Below are 19,546 nucleotides of genomic sequence, written 5' to 3' on the forward strand. Positions count from 1 at the left end.
CGCCCCACATTCATTTGATCGCAGCCTGCGTCAATCATGCTAGGCTGCGATCATGGTCCTACTTCGATCACTTGCTGCCTGCCTGTTTCTGACGCCGCCCGCCGTCGCGTGCGATCTGGCGTTGGCATTGGCAGTGGACGTATCCGGTTCGGTCGATACGACGGAATACCGGATTCAGATGGATGGGCTGGCCGCCGGGCTGCGCGACCCCTTAGTGTCCGAGGCGCTGGTGCGGGGGCAGGCACAGTTGATGCTGGTGCAGTGGACCGGGTCCTCGCGTCAAAAGGTAACGATCCCGTGGACTCGGATCGATAGCTTTGACACGCTTGAACGGTTTGCCGATCAAGTTGCCGACGACCCCAGGGTTTGGCGCAACTTTTCAACCGCTATCGGTGAGGCGCTTGAGATGACCATGTCCAGCTTCGATGCGGTGGCGGATTGCAAACGGCATCTGATAGACATTTCGGGCGATGGGGTGTCGAACGAGGGTGTCGAACCAACCGAGACGCACAGGGCGTTGCGCACACGCGGGGTGACGGTAAACGCAATTGCGATCGAGGAAAGCGAACCGGACCTGACCGCCTATTTCTTTGAAAATGTCATTGTCGGCGAGGGCGCATTTGTGGTGTCGGCAGCGGGGTTTGCTGATTACCCCGAGCGGATTCGAAAGAAGCTGTTGCGCGAAGCTACACAGCAATCAGCGGCTTTGGAGCAGCAGTAGCAGATTCGTGATCACAATGCTTGTTCCCTGAAAACGCTAACATTCAAGGCTTGGAAGGGTTTTCGTGATCACAGTATTATTTTGCGTGATCACAAACTGATGAAATCTGCTATTTTGAACCCTTTTTACCCATTTTTGCGCATGCAGCACGTGACAGAAGGGCAAAAAACAGTAAAACGACCGGTAGCCAACGAAAGAGGAGCCGACATGGCCGATGTCAATCGGGGCAACCGCCCGCTCTCGCCACACATTATGATCTATCGCCCCCAGATGACTTCGTTGTCGTCGATCATGGTTCGCCTCTCGGGATTGGGCGCCTTTGCCGTTGCAATCCTGATCGTCTGGTGGCTGTTGGCCGCTTCGACATCGGAAAGCGCGTTTCTGGCCATCGATGGATTTTTGCGCAGCTGGTTCGGCGACATCCTCCTGACCTTGGCCACCTGGGCACTGTGGTATCACACGCTGGGTCGTCTGCGTCACGTCTTTTGGGATTTCGGCTACTGCCTTGATGTTGAGGTCTCTGAGAAACTGGGTCTTGGCATGTTCGTCGGTGCGACCATCCTGACCATTATCACTGTGGTTGCGGTTTAAGGGGACGGCACATGCGATATCTGACTGACCGTAAACGCGCGCAGGGTCTGGGCGCAGGGAAATCCGGCACACAAACACATTGGCGCACCATGGTCCGGGCGATGATCCTGACCGTGCTGGTTCCGATCTTCATCTTCACCTTCGGGGCCGGTATCGGCGGCACATACGAAGAAGTCGTCGCCTATTTCAGTCGCCCATTCCCGGCAATTGTGACCGCTCTGACTTTGGTCGTGGGCATGCAACAGCTGATGTATGAGGCGCAGGAAACCATCGAAGATTATGTCCATGGTGTTCTCGAGAAAGTCTCGCTCGTTGCAATGTGGGCCCTGGGCTACACGCTGATCGCGGCCGGGCTGTTCGCTCTGGTCAAGCTCGCCCTGTGATGCGCGGTAAGGAACAAGAACAATGACAGCAGCATATGAATATGAAACCCACGAATACGACGTCGTTGTCGTAGGCGCAGGTGGTGCAGGTCTGCGGGCGACGCTGGGCATGGCCGAACAGGGCCTACGCACTGCATGCGTCACCAAAGTGTTCCCGACACGCTCGCACACGGTTGCGGCGCAGGGCGGCATCGCGGCATCTCTGTCTAACATGGGACCGGACCACTGGCAGTGGCACATGTACGATACCGTCAAGGGCTCGGACTGGTTGGGTGACACTGACGCGATGGAATATCTGGCCCGTGAAGCACCCAAAGCGGTGTATGAGCTGGAGCACTATGGCGTGCCCTTCAGCCGGACTGAAGAAGGCAAGATTTATCAGCGCCCCTTCGGTGGTCACACAACCGAATTCGGCGAAGGTCCTGCCGTGCAGCGTACCTGCGCCGCCGCTGACCGGACAGGCCACGCGATCCTGCACACGCTGTATGGTCAGTCACTGAAGAACAACGCCGAGTTCTACATCGAGTATTTCGCCATCGACCTGATCATGTCCGAGGACGGACAATGTCAGGGCGTCGTCTGCTGGAAGCTGGACGACGGGACGATGCACGTATTCAACGCCAAGATGGTGGTGTTGGCGACCGGCGGCTACGGCCGTGCTTATTTCAGCGCGACGTCGGCCCATACTTGTACTGGTGACGGCGGCGGTATGGTGGCCCGGGCGGGCCTGGCGCTGCAGGATATGGAATTCGTGCAGTTCCACCCGACCGGCATCTACGGTTCGGGCTGCCTGATCACCGAAGGCGCACGGGGCGAGGGTGGCTACCTGACCAATTCGGAAGGTGAACGGTTCATGGAGCGTTACGCGCCCCAATACAAGGACCTCGCGCCGCGCGACTATGTTTCGCGCTCGATGACCATGGAGATCCGTGAAGGCCGTGGCCATGGTGACAATGGCGACCACATCCACCTGAATCTCAGCCACCTACCGGCCGAAGCGCTGGCGGAACGTCTGCCGGGCATTTCGGAATCGGCGCGTGTGTTTGCAGGTGTGGACGTGACCAAGGAACCGATCCCGGTTCTGCCGACCGTGCACTATAACATGGGTGGCATTCCGACCAATTATTGGGGCGAGGTTCTGAACCCCACAGCCGACAACCCAACCGCTGTTGTACCGGGCCTGATGGCCGTGGGTGAAGCGGGTTGTGCCTCGGTCCATGGCGCGAACCGATTGGGCTCGAACTCGCTGATTGACCTTGTGGTGTTTGGCCGGGCGGCCGCGATCCGGGCCGGTGAAGTTGTCGATGCCAAAGCGTCGAACCCGGTTCTGAACCAAGCGTTGGTCGACAAGGCGTTTGACCGGTTTGATGCTGTGCGGAATGCCAGCGGCGCAATCCCTACCGCTGATCTGCGGCTTGAAATGCAGCGGACCATGCAGGAAGACGCAGCCGTATTCCGGACCGCCAAGACCATGGCCGAGGGCGTCGAAAAGATGACGGTGATCGCCGCCAAGATGGACGACCTGAAGGTCTCTGACCGCTCGCTGGTGTGGAACAGTGATCTGATGGAATCTCTGGAACTGACCAACCTGATGCCAAGCGCGCTGGCCACCATCGTTGGTGCCGAGGCACGCAAGGAATCCCGCGGTGCTCATGCGCACGAAGACTTCACCGAGCGTGACGACAAAAACTGGCGTGTCCATACCGTTTCGCGGGTTGAGGGCAACAAGGTTGAGCTCAGCTATCGCCCGGTCATAGCCGATCCGCTGACCACCGAAGAAGAAGGTGGCATCAGCCTCAAGAAAATCGCGCCGAAGGCGCGGACGTTCTAAGGAGAGGAACTAATGGTACAACTAACCCTCCCCAAGAATTCGCGCATCACGACGGGCAAAACTTGGCCCAAACCCGAAGGCGCGACCAATGTGCGTAAGTTCCAGATTTATCGCTGGAACCCGGATGACGGCAAAAACCCCCAGCTCGACACCTATTTCGTCGATATGGACAACTGTGGTCCGATGATTCTGGATGCGCTGATAAAGATCAAGAACGAGATCGATCCGACTCTGACCTTCCGCCGCTCGTGCCGCGAAGGGATTTGTGGGTCCTGTGCGATGAATATCGACGGGATCAACACGCTAGCCTGTATCTACGGTATGGATGAGATCAAGGGCGACGTGAAAATCTATCCGCTGCCGCATATGCCGGTGGTCAAGGACCTGATCCCCGATCTGACGCATTTCTATGCCCAGCACGCTTCGATCATGCCGTGGTTGGAAACCAAGACCAACCGCCCCGCGAAAGAGTGGAAGCAGTCGATCGAAGACCGCAAAAAGCTGGATGGTTTGTATGAATGTGTGATGTGCGCCAGCTGCTCGACCTCGTGCCCGAGTTACTGGTGGAACGGCGATCGCTACCTTGGGCCCGCCGCGTTGCTGCATGCCTATCGTTGGATCATCGACAGCCGCGATGAAGCCACGGGTGAGCGTCTGGACGAGCTGGAAGATCCCTTCAAGCTGTATCGCTGCCATACGATCATGAACTGTGCCAAGACCTGTCCCAAGGGGCTGAACCCGGCCAAGGCAATTGCCGAGATCAAGAAGATGATGGTCGATCGGTCCGTTTGATCACAGCCACAAAAGAAGACAAAACCCGGGGTGGAAACACTCCGGGTTTTTTCGTGTTATGCGGGCATTGTAATATCGGAGTACATCAATGACCCAAAGACTACTAAAAGCCCTGTCTATTTCTGCGATCACCGTTCTTTCAGCGTGTGGCGGATCAGGTGGCAACCGGGCGGAACTTGTTTTTAAGCAGGTAGACTGCGCGAAGCAGGCGGGAATTGGCGGTTCATTTACCACTCAATATGTCCTCCAGGATGGTAAGCAGACTGAAGTGTTCGTGCCCGGCAACGGTATCAGCAAAGAACAAACCGCTAAAGCGAATGCTTGTATGACCGCGTAATTGGCGAAAAACGAGAAAGGCTGGCAGATGCAAGTGCCAGCCTTTTATGCAGTTTTGTCATACCGAGGTTGCGAAAAGATGTGATGAAGTCAGTTGTTGGACTGCTTAACCTTTAAACAGGGGAGGAGTGATGGAACCGAAACGGGATCGCTCCGATGCACGACCAAAACTCAAAAACGAACGCTGCCGAGGCTCTGGAACTGCTAGAACAAGCTTGGGCATATTACACGCCGGAACCTGCGTCGGTGGCTGAGGTTCACGAGCCTGAATTGTTCGAATACGCAAACGCCGCCTAACGCTTGAATTTATCCTTGGATTGGGCAATGCATAAGCATGCCCATTCTGTTGTTAGTACTGACGGCCGGAGTGTTCGCCTATTTTATCTGGCGATCACGGACGTCGTCGTTGACGCGCGATTGCCGATGGCGGCAGCACCGCAAGGAAGGCGTTTGGGTTTGTGCCTATTGCGGGGCACAGCACGAAGGTTCGGATACTCCGACAAGTTGCCTGAAAGGGAAATAGGATAGCAGGGCGATCATTCGCCCTATCAGTGGCTATGCCGCGTCGGGAAATGCTGCTTGCAACGCGATTTCCACCATATCCCCAAAGCTGCTTTCGCGTTCGGACGACTGCAGTGCCTCACCCGTAAGCAGGTGATCGGACACGGTCAGAACGGCCAGCGCGCGGCAACTGTGACGCGCGGCGAGGATATACAATTCGGCGGCCTCCATTTCGACCCCCAGAATGCCGTGTCGCACCATCTGTTCGTTCAAATCAGGTCGTTCGTCATAAAACACGTCCGACGAATAAATCCCGCCGATGTGCGTGGGTGTCCCTTTCGCCGCCGCCGCCTGAGCCGCCGCCTGTAGCAAACCCCAGTCGGCGCAGGGGGCAAAGTTCAGTTCTTTCAGAATGCCGCGTGATGGCGTGCTGAGCGTTGTCGAGGTCATCGCCAATATCACATCGCGGATATTGACACTGTCCTGCATCCCGCCGCACGATCCGATGCGGATCAGGGTTTTAGCACCAAAATCGCGGATCAGTTCATTGGCGTAAATCGACAAGGACGGCATCCCCATGCCGCTGCCCTGAATTGAAACCGGGTTTCCTTTCCAGGTTCCGGTGAAACCCAGCATGCCCCGCACGTTATTGACCAGCCTGGCATCCTGCAAAAAGGATTCTGCCGCCCATTTCGCCCGATAGGGATCACCGGGCATTAAAACGGTTTCAGCAATTTCACCTTTTTCTGCGCCAATATGAATTGTCATTTTTCACTCAATTCCTGTCAGATTTCCAAATCCGAAATATCTGCCCCGGCTTTTAACGCGTCATGAACCCATTGCGGTTTGCGGCCTCGGCCCGACCAGGTTTGTTCGGGGTTGGAGGGATTTTTGTACTTTGCGTTGGCCTTTGAACTCTTAGGTAATTTTGAGCCATTGCCAGACAGGTCTGAAAGTGAAAATCCGAACTCAGCGGCGGCCTTTTCGGCCGCTTTCAAAGCCTCTTTGCGATCACGCTTTTCCGCATTTTTAAGCGCGATTTCCACCTTGTCGCGCAATTCAAGCAGTTCTTTTCGAGACATTTTATCTAGGCTGATCGCCATTTTTTTCTCCGTTCCGCACTTCGTCATACGTGGACGCAATAGCCCACCGTAATTCCAAATCCGAAATTTATCTATCCCCTCGTGAAGGGGAATAGAAACAGAGATTTCCCAAAAAGGGTTGAACTATTCAGCCGCGATATTTTGCGGATCGACCAGAGTTACGATATCACCCATGATCACATTCAACTCAAAGTTCTTGGGCGTATAGATTTTGGCAACGCCCATTGCCTTGAGTTTCGCTGCATCATCATCGGGAATGATCCCTCCAACCACGACAGGGACATCGTTCAGCCCGGCTTCGCGCAGGCGGGTCATGACGTCTTGCACCAATGGGATGTGGCTGCCGGACAGAATCGACAGACCGATGACATGGGCCTTGTCTTCAATGGCAGCCGTGACGATTTCCTCGGGCGTCAGGCGAATGCCTTCATAGCTGATGTCGATGCCGCAATCGCGGGCGCGGAAGGCGATTTGCTCGGCTCCGTTTGAATGGCCGTCCAATCCCGGCTTACCCACCAGGAATTTCAGGCGGCGCCCCAGTTTGTCACTGACCGCATCAACAGCAGCGCGCAGATCCTCCAGCCCTTCGGTCTTGTTCGACACCGAGCCGGACACGCCGGTTGGGCCACGGTAGGTGCCGTAGACCTTGCGCATTTCTTCAGCCCACTCGCCGGTGGTGACACCTGCCTTGGCGGCGGCGATTGACGGCTCCATCACGTTGGTGCCGGATCGCGCCGCCTCGCGTAGTGCGGCCAAAGCCGCCGCGACGGCTGCGTCGTCACGATCTGCGCGCCATTCATTCAGGCGGTTGATCTGTTCTTGTTCGACGGCCGGGTCGACGACCATGATACCGCCGTCTTCGGTCTCCAGCGGTGAGGGTTCTCCCTGTGTCCACTTGTTTACACCGACCACAACGGTTTCATTCCGTTCGATCCGGTTCAGACGTTCGGCGTTGGAATCGACCAGACGGGATTTCATGTATTCGATCGACGCCACCGCGCCGCCCATCGATTCGAGGTTGCCCAATTCAGCCCGCGCGCCTGCTTTCAGCACTTCAACCTTAGCGTCCACGGCGGGGTTGCCGTCAAACAGGTCACCATATTCCAGCAAGTCGGTTTCATAGGCCAGGATTTGCTGCATCCGCATCGACCATTGCTGATCCCACGGGCGTGGCAAACCCAACGCTTCATTCCATGCGGGCAATTGCACAGCACGGGCCCGGGCCTTTTTCGACAAGGTCACGGCAAGCATTTCGATCAGGATGCGATAGACGTTGTTTTCGGGCTGCTGCTCGGTCAGACCCAGCGAGTTGACCTGAACACCATAGCGGAACCGACGGTATTTTGAATCCTCGACGCCATAGCGTTGTTGCAGAATCTCGTCCCAAAGATCCACGAAAGCTCGCATCTTGCACATTTCGGTGACAAAGCGGATGCCCGCGTTCACAAAGAACGAAATACGACCGCAAAGCGCCGGGAAATCCTCGGCTGGGACGCGGGGGCGCAGCTCATCCAATACGGCGATGGCCGTGGCAAGTGCATAGGCCAGCTCTTGTTCGGGTGTCGCGCCGGCTTCTTGCAAGTGATAGGAACACACATTCATCGGGTTCCATTTCGGCACGTTGGTATAGCAATACTCGGCCACGTCCGCGATCATCTTCAGCGACGGTTTTGGCGGGCAGACATAGGTGCCGCGGCTCAGGTATTCCTTGATCAGGTCGTTCTGCACGGTGCCTTGCAGCTTGGACACGTCCGCGCCCTGTTCCTCGGCCACAGCGATATAAAGCGCCAGCAACCAAGGGGCGGTGGCGTTGATAGTCATCGAGGTGTTCATCTGTTCCAATGGAATCTGATCGAACAATACCCGCATGTCGCCCAGATGGCTGATCGGAACGCCAACCTTGCCGACCTCGCCGCGCGCCAATGTGTGATCGCTGTCGTAACCGGTCTGCGTCGGCAGGTCGAAAGCCACGGAAAGACCGGTCTGTCCCTTCGCCAAATTCCCGCGATACAGCGCGTTTGAGGCCTTGGCGGTGGAATGACCGGCATAGGTTCGGATGAGCCAAGGGCGATCTTTCTGCGTCTGCGTCATAGCTGGGCCTCGTGTTGCGGGTGGGCAAGAAAATTACGTCACTGGCCTCTAAAGCGCAATTTTCGGGATATGTCAATTCGCTGCGTCGCGGCATTTCAGGTTCTTCAGATTGTAGGTGGCCCGGTTTGGTGGCAGGGTGCGTGCATGACTCAGACCGTGGAACTTCCGCTTTGGCTGTTTTTGCTGATCGTGGTGTTTGCCGCGGTCACTCTGGCCTCGCATTTTCTGTTTCCTTCGGTGCGCTGGTTTTTTCGCCGCCGGCTTGAGCGGGCAGTCAAACGCCTGAACAAACGCCTGCAGCGACCCATCCAGCCATTCAAGCTGGCGCATCGACATGACATGATTCAGCGGCTGATTTATGACCCGCAGGTCGGGCAGGCGGTTCAGAACTTTGCACGCGAGGAACGTGTTCCCGAGGCCGTGGCCTTTGAAACGGCCCGTCGTTATGCGCGCGAAATCGTTCCGTCCTTTTCAGCGGTAGCCTATTTCAGCATCGCCATCCGCCTGACTCGTATGCTGAGCAACGCGTTTTATAACGTGCGTCTTAGCTATATGGACGAAAAAGCCCTGCGCAACATTGACCCTGAGGCGACGGTTGTTTTCGTCATGAACCATCGCAGCAATATGGACTATGTGTTGGTGACCTATCTGGCGGCGCAACAATCTGCGCTATCTTATGCGGTTGGGGAATGGGCGCGGGTCTGGCCGCTTAGCCGTTTGATTCGTGCGATGGGCGCTTACTTTATCCGGCGAAAATCAGGCAGTGAACTGTATCGTCAGGTGCTGGCCTGCTATGTGCGCCACGCGACCGAAGCGGGCGTGACACAAGCCATGTTCCCCGAGGGCGGTCTTAGCTTGACCGGCGCACTGGGTCGGCCAAAGCTGGGGCTGCTCAAATACATCATTGATGCCGCCACCCCCGACGGGAGGGACGTTGTTTTTGTACCCGTCGCGCTGAATTATGACCGCGTGCTAGAGGATACAATCCTGACCAAAGCGGCGCTGGGAAATGAACGCAGGTTTCGGGCCAGGATCGGGGTCATCGCCTGGTGGATTATCAAACAGGTCGGCCGACGGTTGGTAGGTCGCTATCAGCGATTCGGCGTGGCTTCGGTGCGGTACGGCCAGCCTGTTTCGCTGCGGGCGTTCCGGGCGGACCACAATACCAACCTGATGACCGATCTGGCGCGGGACTTGATGGTGGGCATTGGTAAAGCGATTCCGCTGGTTCCGGGGCCTGCTACGTGTTGGTTGGTGCGTGAAAAGGGCGAAATTGCCGAAGCAGACGCGGTGGCGCTGATAGACCAACTGCTGCGACGCAACGGAAGTTCTACACCATTGGAGCACAGTGCAATCGAGGCTAGTATTCAGCAATTGGTGGATCGCCGCATTCTGAAACGCGAGGGCGGGATATTATCGTCGTCAGGTCAAAGAGTTGACCTGTTGAACTACTATGCTGCCTCGGCGCCACTGGATGCAGGGCAAGTGATTTCTGCGACTGCAAAAGAAATTTCTGCACCCGCTGGGTCATAAAATTACAAAATGAACTCAAAATGGGTTGCAATATTGCTCGATGGAAAATACTCATCGGGTAAAGCCGCCGATTCTGCGTTGCGGCAAGGATTTTAGAAAAGGAGGCCAACATGGCTCTGGACACCGATAGCGGCATCGCGTCGTACGAGGCACCGGAAAAAGACCTCTATGAGATGGGTGAAATCCCTCCGATGGGGTTTGTCCCGAAACAAATGTATGCATGGGCGATCCGCAAGGAACGCCATGGCGAGCCGGACACGGCCATGCAACTGGAAGTGGTAGATGTCCCCAAGCTGGACAGCCACGAGGTGCTGGTTCTGGTGATGGCTGCCGGCGTCAACTACAACGGCGTCTGGGCGTCGTTGGGTAAACCGATCAGCCCGTTTGATGGTCACGGACAGCCGTTCCACATCGCCGGTTCGGATGCATCGGGCATCGTTTGGGCCGTAGGCGACAAGGTCAAGCGCTGGAAAGTGGGCGACGAAGTCGTAATCCACTGCAACCAGGATGACGGTGACGACGAAGCCTGTAACGGCGGCGATCCGATGTATTCGGACAGCCAGCGGATCTGGGGCTATGAGACGCCGGACGGGTCGTTCGCTCAGTTCACTAATGTTCAGGCACAGCAGCTGATGCCGCGCCCCAAGCACCTGACCTGGGAAGAAAGCGCCTGCTACACGCTGACGCTGGCCACCGCATACCGGATGCTGTTCGGTCACGAACCACACGATCTGAAGCCGGGCCAGAACGTTCTGGTTTGGGGTGCGTCGGGTGGTCTGGGCTCATATGCAATCCAGTTGATCAACACTGCGGGTGCAAACGCAATCGGCGTGATCTCGGACGAAAGCAAACGTGACTTTGTAATGGGTCTGGGTGCTAAGGGTGTTCTGAACCGCAAAGACTTTAACTGCTGGGGCCAATTGCCCACAGTGAACACACCGGAATATGCCGATTGGTTCAAAGAAGCACGCAAGTTCGGTAAGGCCATCTGGGACATTACCGGCAAGGGCAATAATGTCGACATGGTGTTTGAACACCCCGGCGAAAGCACCTTCCCGGTGTCGACCTTCGTGGTGAAAAAGGGCGGCATGGTTGTGATCTGCGCCGGCACCACCGGCTATAACCTGACCTTCGACGTGCGCTATATGTGGATGCACCAGAAGCGTCTGCAGGGTTCGCACTTTGCGCATCTGAAACAAGCGGCTGCTGCGAACCAGCTGATGGTCGAGCGTCGCCTGGACCCATGCATGTCCGAGGTGTTCTCGTGGAATGAACTACCCGATGCGCACATGAAGATGATGCGCAACGAGCATAAGCCGGGCAACATGTCGGTCTTGGTTCAAGCTCCGCAGACCGGAATGCGCACTCTGGAAGAGGTTTTGGACGCCCGCGGTTGAACCGCACCAAAATCAGGTAATGGTGCCCGCGAATCGTGTTAACGGTTCGCGGGCGTCACTTTTTCAAGGGTAAGTCTATTCATTTTAAGGGGTTATAGATATTAACCCCACTGTTTTGGGGGAGTAGAAAGCAGCGAATAGGCAAAAAAATACTGCACATGTTATGGTTGTGTTAACCCTTCGTTAACCGTTTCGGAGAGACCCTGATGGCGCAGAATGAGTGGATACTGGACGTGTTGTCGGACCTCAACGCCTTCGCTGTTGAGAATGGTATGATCGCGCTGGCCGAACAGCTGGACGACACCAAGCTGATCGCCGCAGCCGAGATCGCGTCCATGAAGGCTGAGGTACGGACGCCGGCGGATGGGAAAAATACTCGATATGAGCCAAGTCCTGGAGGACTTGGAAAACACCAGCACGCTTGATGAATTAAGTGGCGTCGCAATCCGGTTGCGTGACCGGCTGAAAGTCGAGCACCTTATATACCACTGGGTCGATGGTGCCGGGGATCAGTACGGCTATACGACCTATCCCGACGCTTGGGCAGAGCGATATCTGGAAAAGAGTTATCACCGCATTGATCCGGTCATCCTGGGGTGCTTTCAGCGGTTCCACCCGGTCGATTGGAAAACGCTGGATTGGTCCAGCAAAGTGGCCAAGGCATTTCTGCAAGACGCACAAAGCCACGGTGTCGGCAATCAAGGCTATTCCATCCCGATCCGGGGGCCGAACGGGCAATTCGCCTTGTTTACGGTCAACCATAACTGTGATGATGAAACCTGGCAGCGTTTCATCGAGCGTCATGGTCGTGAGCTGATCCTGATCGCGCATTATTTCAACCGCAAAGCGCTGGAATTCGAAGTTGATCGACAGCCCGACTCTGCCCGCAGTCTGTCGCCACGCGAAGTCGACGCGATGACCTTGCTGGCGCTGGGGTACAGCCGGGCCCAGGTGGCCCATTCGCTGTCTATCTCTGAACATACACTACGGGTCTATATCGAAGGCGCCCGGGCGAAGCTTGGGGCGCAGAACACCACTCACGCCATCGCCACAGCGCTCAGCCGAGGATTAATAGTGGTTTAAGAGGCGCGCGCCCTCAGAACGGGAAATTAACTATGACTTTGTACCCCCTTCGTTCCTGCACAGGACGACAAGGGGAAAAAAGTCATGTTGCGCTATTTGTATGCGGATGAGCTGCACAAGTTTCCGGATCTGGCCGAAGGGATGTTCCGGGATCGCGCGGATCAGTTCAAAACCCGGTTGGGTTGGGACGTACACGTTAACGAAAAAGGGGAAGAGCGGGATCGGTATGACGATCTGAACCCGCTTTATGTCATCTGGGAAGAAGAAGACGGCAGTCATGGAGGCTCAATGCGCGTGTTGCCGACCACCGGCCCGGTCATGGTGAACGAGGTGTTCGGCCATCTGACCGGTGGCAAACCAGTCTGCAGCCCGCTGATTTGGGAGGTCACAAGGTTCTGCCTGTCGCGCACGGCCAGCTCGCACACCGCAGGCGCCATCATGCTAAGCGGCGGTGAGATGATGGAAGGGTTCGGCCTGACCCATATCGCCGGGGTCTTTGATGCACGCATGATTCGGATTTACCGCCTGATCGGATCGTCCCCGGTGGTTCTGGGGACCGAAGGGCATGGGCGTGATCAGATTTCGGTCGGGCTGTGGCCCTATTCTGCCGATGATTGCAACCGCGTGGCCGAACGCGCGGGGATCCCGCGAGAGCTGTCGCGGCTGTGGTTCAAGACGGCATTCGGGATCGGACGGCAGCATCGCTTTTCTCTGTCGGCCTGATCAGACGAAAAGCCCAATCCCTCTCTGGTGATAGCTGGCGCGGCCCTGTAGGGTCGCGCCATGTCTTTGCCCCCCGTGACCTTCTCTGACGACCAGGCGGCCGCCTATGACAGCATCTCTGAAATGCTGCGATCAGCCGGTGTAGATCTGGATGATGATGCCCTGCTGAAATTGCCGGGCAATGGCAAATCCGGTGTGATGGCGGTGATCGGCAAAGCTGGCTCGGGCAAGACCCTGTTGCTTGCCGAGCTGTACAAGGCCTTGGCCGAAACCGGTGTTCAGATTGTGTCTGGTGATTTCGAAAGCCGCAAAGCCAAGGAAAAGCGTAGCCTTGCGATCCTGGCCCCCACCAACAAGGCCGCCAGCGTGTTGCGCCTGCGCGGGGTCCCTGCAACGACCATTCACCGCATTCTCTATACCCCGGTTTATGACCCGGAATATGAACGCATCGCCGAATGGCTGGCGGGCAATGACGAACGCCCCGAGATCGAAGGTCTGACGGACGAGGCGTTGGACCGTGCAGCGGCGTTTTATGCGAATAATAAATCGATCCCTGGTGCCTTGGCCGCCGCCGGATTGCGCGGGTCCGATTTCATCACCGGCTGGAAACGTCGGGACGAGCCTTTGGATATCGGGTTCGTCGATGAGGCCTCGATGCTGGACGACCGGCAATTCGAGGACCTGCAAGAGATTTTTCCGACCTTGTTGTTATTTGGTGACCCTGCGCAGCTGGCCCCCGTCAATCAATCGGGTAGCATGGTGTTTGACGCTTTGCCCGAGCCGCGCAAACAGATCCTGCACCGGGTCCACCGGCAAGAGGCGGACAATCCTATCCTGGACCTGGCCCACGCGCTGGCGGACCCCAAGATGGGGTTCGAGGATTTCGAACGTCTTATAGAACAAACCGCCCGTCAGGATGACCGCGTGGTCTGGGGTCAGCGGGTCGAGGTTGATCTGATGGCCCGCAGCCCGGTTCTGGTCTGGCGCAACGCCACACGTATTCGGTTGATTCAGGCGTTTCGGCAAGTTCACGGCGCGCCGGAGACCGAGCTGCTGGAAGGTGAACCACTGATCTGTGATGGCATCGAACTGCCGTTGAAACACCGCAAGAAACGTTTGGACCTTGAGGCGCGCGGGCTGATCAAAGGCGCGCAAGTCATCTATTTGGGACCAGGGCGCAAGCCGGGCTTTTCACGCCTGCACGTGATGGGCGCCGAGGACCCACAGGTCAGTGCGGCCTCGATCGTCAAGATCGAAAAGCCGGATGAAGAAGAACCCTTTATCCCCTTCGCCGCCCGCATGGGTGCCACCTTTCTGCATGGCGCGGCGGTAACCATTCACAAGGCGCAGGGCTCGCAATGGGACACGGTACAGGTCTTTGCACCGGATATTTACGCCGCCGCCCGCATGGGCAGGACCGAGGCCGGGCAGCCGCTTTGGAAGCGGCTGGCCTATGTCGCCATCACCCGCGCGCAAGAGCGGTTGATCTGGGTTGTGCGCAACCGTCTGGCCAAGCCCACCCATCCGCTGCGTGTGGATGATCTGCGCGCGGTTCCGGCGGCGTCCTTGACATTGGAGGCTGAAGATACATGACATCCATCATAGTAACCGGCGCAAGCTCGGGCATTGGGCGGGCCACGGCGGAATTGTTCTTGAACGAAGGCTGGACAGTGGGCCTGTTGGCGCGCAGCGCCGATACGTTGCACGAAATGGCCAAGGATCGCACAAACGCGATCCCATTGGTTGCGGATGTAACGGACGCGGATGCGGTCCATGCGGCCTTTGGCGCGTTTCAGGAAAAGGCTGGCCGGTTGGACGCGTTGTTCAACAATGCGGGCATCTTTGCGCCCGGCGGAACCATCGACGAGATCGCGCTGGAGGATTGGTATCAAACCGTCAACGTCAATCTGAACGGCATGTTCCTATGCGCGCGCGAGGCTTTTCGGATCATGCGCCATCAGTCGCCGCATGGCGGGCGCATCATCAACAACGGCTCGATTGCCGCATATGTGCCGCGCCCGAACTCGGTGCACTACACGACCACGAAACATGCCATCACCGGTCTGACTCGCAGTCTGTCGCTGGACGGGCGGGACCTCGGAATTGCTTGCGGTCAGATCGACATCGGCAACGCGCGCACGCAGATGGTACAGGGACTGGTGGATGCCGCAGTTGAGGCCGGTCAGACGCCAGACCCGACCATGGCGGTTGAAGATGCAGCACGCTCGGTGCTGCATATGGCGACCCTGCCGCCCGAGGCGAATGTGCAGTTCATGACCGTGATGGCAACAACGATGCCCTATATCGGGCGCGGTTAGGGGTTAGTTTTCACGCAGCAATCGGAACGCAGTCGACGCCCCCCAGCCCGCTGCAATCGCAATGACCAGTGACATCAGCCCGTACCACACAGGTTGCTGTCGGGACATGTTGTACAAAAACCGCTCCAGCCCCACTTTGCGCACGTCGATGGTTGTCTCGAATTCCGAGATCACCTCTTTGCCGCGGGTCAGGAAGATGCGCGCAGCATAGTCGCCTTCGGTCAGGTCGGCAGGCATTGCAATTGAGGTGCGGAACAGGGTTTGCTCATCCACGGCCACTGTGTTTTCGCGAATGGAATACAGCCCCTCATCCTCGCGAATGCGCACCACGGCATCTGCAAAATCCTGCGCGCCTCGGATATGCATGGCCGCCCCGACCGATCGGATGGCGCGTTCGATTGAAATCCGGTATCTCAGGTCCTCGGTGTCCAAAAGGATATTATCCAGCGGCCCGCTTGTGGCGACGGCGTAGAAACTTGGCGCAAGGTCGACCAGAACGCTGTCAGTGTTGACCCAGATGCCCAGTTTGCGTTCCTTGCGCCGGACTGTCACTGGGCTGGACGGCCCGGCCACAGTCACGATCACCTCAAGCGGTGGGCCGGCGGGGATCGGTGCTTCTCGTTTGACGGCACCGAAGATCAGGATTTCAGAACCATCGAATGTCGCGGTAATGGCTACCCGGTCCTGGCTGAGACCCAGCACCACCTGCTCTTCTTGCGCAAGAGCTGGTGAGCAGCAGAAAACCAGCAGGGCAATCAAGCGTTTCAGCATGATCAGTGCCCTCCTTCGCTGCCAATGGAATACAGCTCGGATGGTTCGATCAATAAGTCCAGTGCCAGCTTGCCGCAGACCACCAGAACCAGGGCTGCCAGCAGCACGCGCAACTGCTCGGCGGGCATCTTCGCGCCAATCACTGTTCCAATCTGCGCGCCCACGACACCGCCGACCAGCAGCAGAACGGCCAGAACAACATCAACCGTAAAGTTCGTGGTTGCGTGCAGCATGGTGGTAAAGCCGGTCACGAAGATAATCTGAAACAAGGATGTTCCAACCACCACCTTGGTGGGCATGCCCAGTAGATAGATCATTGCAGGCACCATAATAAAGCCGCCGCCGACGCCCATGATGGCCGCCAGTACACCGACGCAAAGCCCGACCAGAATTGGGGGAATGACCGAGATATACAGGCCCGAAGTGCGAAAGCGCATTTTGAACGGCATCGCATGAACCCAGCCACGCTGGCGCCGTTTTGCTGGTGCGCCGCCGCCCTTTTTGGCCTTGCGCAGTGCCCGCAAGCTTTCGATGAACATCAGGCCACCAACGACGCCAAGGAAGACGACGTAGCATAACGTGACAAGCAGATCGACCTGGCCCAGGCTTTTGAGATAGTTGAACACCACCACCCCAAGGGCCGCACCCATTAAGCCCCCGATCAATAAGACCGTGCCCATTTTCAGATCTACGGTCTTTCGTCGAAAATGCGCTAATACACCGGAAAAGGACGAGGCGACGATCTGGTTGGCTTCGGTTGCGACGGCGACAGCGGGGGGGATGCCGATGAAGAACAGCAGCGGCGTCATCAGAAACCCGCCGCCTACACCGAACATGCCCGACAGGATGCCAACCATCCCACCCAGCCCCAGCAGCAAAAAGGCGTTGACGGAGACTTCGGCGATTGGAAGGTAGATCTGCATGTGTATTTACCGGATGAGGTCAGACGCGTCACACAAAGTGATCCGGCCCGTCTCATACCACAGGGATGAGGCTTTAATACTGCGCGCGCAATGCGGCCGTATGGCGAATACCAACCTGCCGATCGCGCGGGCTGCGTGATCGACAAGCCGATCTGGCTGAATTGAAAAACGGACCCCGGAACCGAGACGTTTTTGTGCGTTTGCCACCGTGACAGGAACGAATCCGATCTTGGCTATCACAGGAAACAAACACATACCCCCTTAGAGCGGTTGCGGCATGCAAAATCAACTCTGCATGCCGCTCTGCAGCGAACAGGACTGAAATGAGTCTTAAACTGGACTTATCAGCGCTCTTTCACATAGGGTTCGCCACCGGCGCGTGGCGGGACGGCTTTGCCTACGAACCCGGCCAGAATAACCACCGTCAGGATATAGGGCAGGGCATCCATGGCCTGTACCGGGATAACCACGCCGCCCAGGTCGATGTTCTGGAAACGCAGCGCAATCGCCTGTAGCAGACCGAACAGCAGGCAAGCCCACATCGCATGCCAAGGCCGCCATTTCGCAAAGATCAGCGCGGCCAAAGCGATGAACCCGCGACCGGCGGTCATTTCCTTGACGAACCCGGCCTGCAGGGCAGTGGCCAGATAGGCCCCGGCGATCCCACACAGCACGCCGCAGATGGCAACGGCCGCAAATCTCAGGCCGACAACCGAGACACCTGCGGTATCCACCGCAGCCGGATTTTCACCCACCGCGCGCAGGCGCAAGCCGAACCGGGTGCGATACAGAATCCACCATGTCAATGGCACCATCAGAAACGCCACATAGACCAATATCGAATGACCCGAGAGTAGTTCGGAATACACCATGTGAAACGAATTTGTGTCAGACATCAGTTCAGAAACCGGTTTTCCCGACAGTTCAGCATCTTCGGGGCCGATTGCATAAGGAAACTCTGCAGATTCGAACCGTCCACCGCCAAAGAGAGAAGGCGTGCGCCCGCCCTGTTTGAACCAGCTCTGCGCAATCAGAACAGTCAGGCCCGAGGCCAGAAAGTTGATGGCAACGCCCGAGATCAGCTGATTGCCCCTGAAGGTGATCGAAGCGAGCCCGTGCAAGCCGGACAAAATCAGCGAGGATCCGATCCCCGCCAGCAGGCCCAACCAGACAGACCCGGTCACTGCCGCAATCGCCGCCGAGAAAAACGCCGCCATCAACATCTTGCCTTCCAGCCCTATGTCGAAAATACCCGCGCGTTCCGAATACAACCCGGCCAGACATGCCAGTAAAAGCGGTGTTGCCAGACGGATCGTTGAATCAAAAACCTGAATGAGTGTTACGAAAATCTCCATCACTCGGCCCCCTTCCGCAGACCGAGGAACAGTTTCTCAAGCGGCATGCGCACCATGTTGTCCAGTGCCCCGGTAAACAGGATCACCAGCGCTTGAATAACCACGATCAGCTCACGCGGGATCGAGGTCCACAGCGCCAATTCGGCACCGCCCTGGTACAGGAACCCGAATAAAAGGGCCGCCACAAACACGCCGAACGGGTGCGACCGGCCCATCAGCGCCACGGCAATCCCGATGAAACCCGCACCTTCGGTCGAGTTGAGTACCAGCCGTTCAGCCTCTCCCATCACGTTGTTGGTCGCCATCAACCCGGCCAACGCACCCGAGATCAGCATGGCGACGATAGTGATGCGTACGGGCGAGATACCGGCATAAACAGCGCCGGTTTCGGAATGACCATAGGCGCGGATTTCATACCCCAGCCGCGTCCGCCAGATCAGCGCCCAGACCACGAAACAGGCCAGGATCGCGACGAAGAACGAGATATTGGCCGGCGCACCCTTGAACACCGCGTTTTCAGCGGTCGAGAACATCGACTGGAAGGTCGGCAGATGCACGGCCTCGGGGAAGCGTGCAGTTGCAGGATCTTGCGAGCCCTGCGGGCGCATCACATTGACCAGCATATAGTTCAGGAAGGCCGCCGCAATAAAGTTGAACATGATCGTGGTGATGACGATATGACTGCCACGTTTGGCTTGCAGATAGGCCGGGATTGCGGCCCATGCCGCCCCAAACAGCATCGACGCCGCACAGGCGGCCAGCAGGGCAATGCTCCAATGCGGCCAGTCGATGTACAGACACACTATGGCAACGCCAAGCCCGCCCAGCATGGCCTGGCCTTCGCCGCCGATGTTGAACAGCCGCGCGTGGAACGCCACAGCCACCGCCAGCCCGGTGAACATGAAATTGGTCGCGTAATAGAGCGTATAGCCCCAGCCATAAGTCGACCCCAGCGCGCCGGTAACCATCAGATTCACCGCTTCAACCGGGTTCTCACCAATGGCCAGAATAACCAGCGCCGAAAGGATAGCGGCCAGTATCAGACTGATCAGCGGGATCAGAACGACATCGGCCCATTTGGGCATTTTATCCAT

20 protein-coding genes and 1 pseudogene are annotated in these 19,546 nt (G+C 57.3%); 14 read left to right on the plus strand and 7 right to left on the minus strand.

Annotated features, from left to right (window positions below; all coding sequences use genetic code 11):
- Positions 1-52: 52 nt before the first annotated feature.
- From ACR0B8_RS12660 to ACR0B8_RS12690, 7 genes are all read left to right on the plus strand, one after another.
- The gene (locus tag ACR0B8_RS12660; RefSeq protein ID WP_480658648.1) at positions 53-721 is read left to right on the plus strand and encodes a DUF1194 domain-containing protein; all 669 of its coding nucleotides are present in this window, start codon (positions 53-55) and stop codon (positions 719-721) included.
- A 207-nt stretch (positions 722-928) separates the two neighbouring features.
- Positions 929-1,312 (plus strand): succinate dehydrogenase, cytochrome b556 subunit, encoded by a 384-nt coding sequence (gene sdhC / locus ACR0B8_RS12665; protein ID WP_226689322.1) that lies wholly within the window; start codon positions 929-931, stop codon positions 1,310-1,312.
- An 11-nt stretch (positions 1,313-1,323) separates the two neighbouring features.
- Entirely contained in the window at positions 1,324-1,695 is a 372-nt protein-coding gene (locus ACR0B8_RS12670; protein WP_170350608.1) for a succinate dehydrogenase, hydrophobic membrane anchor protein, read from the plus strand.
- A 22-nt stretch (positions 1,696-1,717) separates the two neighbouring features.
- Positions 1,718-3,526, plus strand: a complete 1,809-nt coding sequence (gene sdhA / locus ACR0B8_RS12675; RefSeq protein ID WP_226689323.1) for a succinate dehydrogenase flavoprotein subunit — start codon at positions 1,718-1,720, stop codon at positions 3,524-3,526.
- A 12-nt stretch (positions 3,527-3,538) separates the two neighbouring features.
- A complete protein-coding gene (locus tag ACR0B8_RS12680; RefSeq protein ID WP_170361401.1) occupies positions 3,539-4,318 on the plus strand; it encodes a succinate dehydrogenase iron-sulfur subunit in 780 nt (259 codons plus the stop codon).
- 88 nt (positions 4,319-4,406) lie between these two features.
- Entirely contained in the window at positions 4,407-4,655 is a 249-nt protein-coding gene (locus ACR0B8_RS12685; RefSeq protein WP_226689324.1) for a hypothetical protein, read from the plus strand.
- Positions 4,656-4,810: 155 nt separating this feature from the next.
- The gene (locus ACR0B8_RS12690) at positions 4,811-4,951 is read left to right on the plus strand and encodes a hypothetical protein (RefSeq protein WP_170361403.1); all 141 of its coding nucleotides are present in this window, start codon (positions 4,811-4,813) and stop codon (positions 4,949-4,951) included.
- 258 nt (positions 4,952-5,209) lie between these two features.
- Here ACR0B8_RS12690 and deoD read toward each other — a convergent pair whose 3' ends face one another.
- From deoD to ACR0B8_RS12705, 3 genes and pseudogenes are all read right to left on the minus strand, one after another.
- Positions 5,210-5,923: a purine-nucleoside phosphorylase gene (deoD, locus tag ACR0B8_RS12695; RefSeq protein WP_170361405.1), complete on the minus strand. Its 714-nt coding sequence runs from the start codon at positions 5,921-5,923 to the stop codon at positions 5,210-5,212.
- Positions 5,924-5,940: 17 nt separating this feature from the next.
- Entirely contained in the window at positions 5,941-6,258 is a 318-nt protein-coding gene (locus ACR0B8_RS12700; RefSeq protein WP_170361622.1) for an H-NS histone family protein, read from the minus strand.
- A gap of 123 nt (positions 6,259-6,381) precedes the next feature.
- Positions 6,382-8,358, minus strand: a pseudogene (locus ACR0B8_RS12705) (methylmalonyl-CoA mutase family protein); the annotation flags it as partial.
- A 135-nt stretch (positions 8,359-8,493) separates the two neighbouring features.
- On the opposite strand from ACR0B8_RS12705, the gene ACR0B8_RS12710 reads away from it, so the two are divergent.
- The 7 genes from ACR0B8_RS12710 to ACR0B8_RS12740 all read left to right on the plus strand — a co-directional run bounded on the left by ACR0B8_RS12710 (position 8,494) and on the right by ACR0B8_RS12740 (position 15,403).
- Positions 8,494-9,882, plus strand: a complete 1,389-nt coding sequence (locus tag ACR0B8_RS12710) for a 1-acyl-sn-glycerol-3-phosphate acyltransferase (protein WP_480658651.1) — start codon at positions 8,494-8,496, stop codon at positions 9,880-9,882.
- A gap of 110 nt (positions 9,883-9,992) precedes the next feature.
- The gene (gene ccrA, locus ACR0B8_RS12715; RefSeq protein WP_170377733.1) at positions 9,993-11,279 is read left to right on the plus strand and encodes a crotonyl-CoA carboxylase/reductase; all 1,287 of its coding nucleotides are present in this window, start codon (positions 9,993-9,995) and stop codon (positions 11,277-11,279) included.
- Positions 11,280-11,485: 206 nt separating this feature from the next.
- Positions 11,486-11,704, plus strand: a complete 219-nt coding sequence (locus ACR0B8_RS12720) for a hypothetical protein (protein ID WP_170350439.1) — start codon at positions 11,486-11,488, stop codon at positions 11,702-11,704.
- Positions 11,643-12,362 (plus strand): helix-turn-helix transcriptional regulator, encoded by a 720-nt coding sequence (locus ACR0B8_RS12725; protein ID WP_226689325.1) that lies wholly within the window; start codon positions 11,643-11,645, stop codon positions 12,360-12,362. The genes ACR0B8_RS12720 and ACR0B8_RS12725 overlap by 62 nt, the downstream gene beginning before the upstream one ends.
- Before the next feature lie 84 nt (positions 12,363-12,446).
- On the plus strand, positions 12,447-13,085 hold the full coding sequence (locus tag ACR0B8_RS12730; protein WP_170551593.1) for an acyl-homoserine-lactone synthase: 639 nt from the start codon (positions 12,447-12,449) through the stop codon (positions 13,083-13,085).
- A 60-nt stretch (positions 13,086-13,145) separates the two neighbouring features.
- Positions 13,146-14,678, plus strand: a complete 1,533-nt coding sequence (locus ACR0B8_RS12735; RefSeq protein WP_170361417.1) for an ATP-dependent DNA helicase — start codon at positions 13,146-13,148, stop codon at positions 14,676-14,678.
- Positions 14,675-15,403: an SDR family oxidoreductase gene (locus ACR0B8_RS12740; protein ID WP_170361419.1), complete on the plus strand. Its 729-nt coding sequence runs from the start codon at positions 14,675-14,677 to the stop codon at positions 15,401-15,403. The genes ACR0B8_RS12735 and ACR0B8_RS12740 overlap by 4 nt, the downstream gene beginning before the upstream one ends.
- A gap of 3 nt (positions 15,404-15,406) precedes the next feature.
- Here the strand turns inward: ACR0B8_RS12740 and ACR0B8_RS12745 are convergent, their stop codons facing one another.
- From ACR0B8_RS12745 to ACR0B8_RS12760, 4 genes are all read right to left on the minus strand, one after another.
- Positions 15,407-16,174 (minus strand): TIGR02186 family protein, encoded by a 768-nt coding sequence (locus ACR0B8_RS12745; protein ID WP_170350596.1) that lies wholly within the window; start codon positions 16,172-16,174, stop codon positions 15,407-15,409.
- A gap of 2 nt (positions 16,175-16,176) precedes the next feature.
- A complete protein-coding gene (locus ACR0B8_RS12750; RefSeq protein WP_226689326.1) occupies positions 16,177-17,097 on the minus strand; it encodes a sulfite exporter TauE/SafE family protein in 921 nt (306 codons plus the stop codon).
- A 344-nt stretch (positions 17,098-17,441) separates the two neighbouring features.
- Positions 17,442-18,452, minus strand: a complete 1,011-nt coding sequence (locus ACR0B8_RS12755) for an ABC transporter permease (protein ID WP_170350594.1) — start codon at positions 18,450-18,452, stop codon at positions 17,442-17,444.
- Entirely contained in the window at positions 18,452-19,546 is a 1,095-nt protein-coding gene (locus tag ACR0B8_RS12760) for an ABC transporter permease (protein ID WP_170350593.1), read from the minus strand. The genes ACR0B8_RS12755 and ACR0B8_RS12760 overlap by 1 nt, the downstream gene beginning before the upstream one ends.

The sequence above is a fragment of the Ruegeria sp. BH6 genome (genome assembly GCF_056538105.1).